This window comes from Microcoleus sp. AT3-A2 (assembly GCF_036705685.1).
In the GTDB taxonomy this organism is placed as follows: domain Bacteria; phylum Cyanobacteriota; class Cyanobacteriia; order Cyanobacteriales; family Microcoleaceae; genus Microcoleus.
In genome coordinates, this window is sequence record NZ_JAUBVF010000171.1 from 1 (window position 1) to 1,144 (window position 1,144).

The window sequence follows — 1,144 nt, forward strand, 5'->3', positions numbered from 1 at the left end:
CAGGGTAAGAGCATCTCAATCATGCTTGACAAAAGCACTTGAGAATTTGCATCATATAGTCATTGTTCATCGCGGCCCGTTTGATTTTTTGTCGCAGACTACGCTTGAGAGTTGTTTCCTGGTTGACCGCATTCAGCGCCAGCCGTCTTACCAGAGCGAAGTTCTGAGGACTGTTGAGAGAACGAATGCGGGATTTATCTTCATTAAAAGTCACATCTAAACTCCAATGAACTTGGTTTTCAATCCCCCAATGTTGACGAATAGCACGACCATTTAGCTGAGCATCTACTGGTAAAGAACTTAAGTAAAATTGTACCTCGTGAGTGATTTTGTTCCACAGATGACGCACTCTTAAGGGCGATAACAATAGTGTGCAATCCTGCCCATTGCTCTTGCTTGTAAAGTCCTCCTAATTGGGCAACTGATACCGACCAGACTTTTCGAGTTTCGACGCGATGATGACCCTTTTAGGTTCGCGAATCATAACTCATTTCAACTCCCATAAATTCCTGAATTTTTGCAGTTTTAAACCAAGATTTAACTTGATTGTAAAGAGTGGGATGATTGCTTTTTAGTGCCACGACATAATCGGCTTTTTTCTGACGAATCAGTCGGACTATTTCTGTTTGCGTCCCCATCGCATCAATGGTGATAATCGCTCCGGAAATGTCGATTAATTCTAGTAGTGCTGGAATAGCTGTAATTTCATTGGAGTGGTCTTCAACTTTTACTTGCCCGAGTACCAAACGCTGTTCGCTCGCCCAAGCTGTCACTAAATGTAAGTTTTTTAAACCTTTCTCTCGATCGTAAGAACCTCGCAAGCTTTTGCCATCTATCGGGATAATTTCTTGGAAAACTGAACCCATGATTTGTTGCAACCATTGCGATAACTTCTGCTCTAAAGCTTTCGGGTCCAGCCTTTCAAATACACGACGAAATGTATCATCGCTGGGGATGCCATTAGGTAACTCTAAAAATTCTTCTAACCATTGCTGCTTGCTCAAGCCATAATTTTCGATGTCTTCCCACCCGACAGCGCCGGCGATCGTAGCTAAGATGGTAATTACCAGAATGTCTTTGAGTAAGTGTTGTTTGGTTCGGTCTACTCTGGGGTCTGGTAGATCGTCAAAATAAGTTGATAAGC

1 pseudogene is annotated in these 1,144 nt (G+C 42.7%); it reads right to left on the reverse strand.

Annotated elements, in window-relative coordinates:
- Positions 1-19: 19 nt before the first annotated feature.
- Positions 20-1,144, reverse strand: a pseudogene (locus tag QUB37_RS29725) (ISAs1 family transposase); the annotation flags it as partial.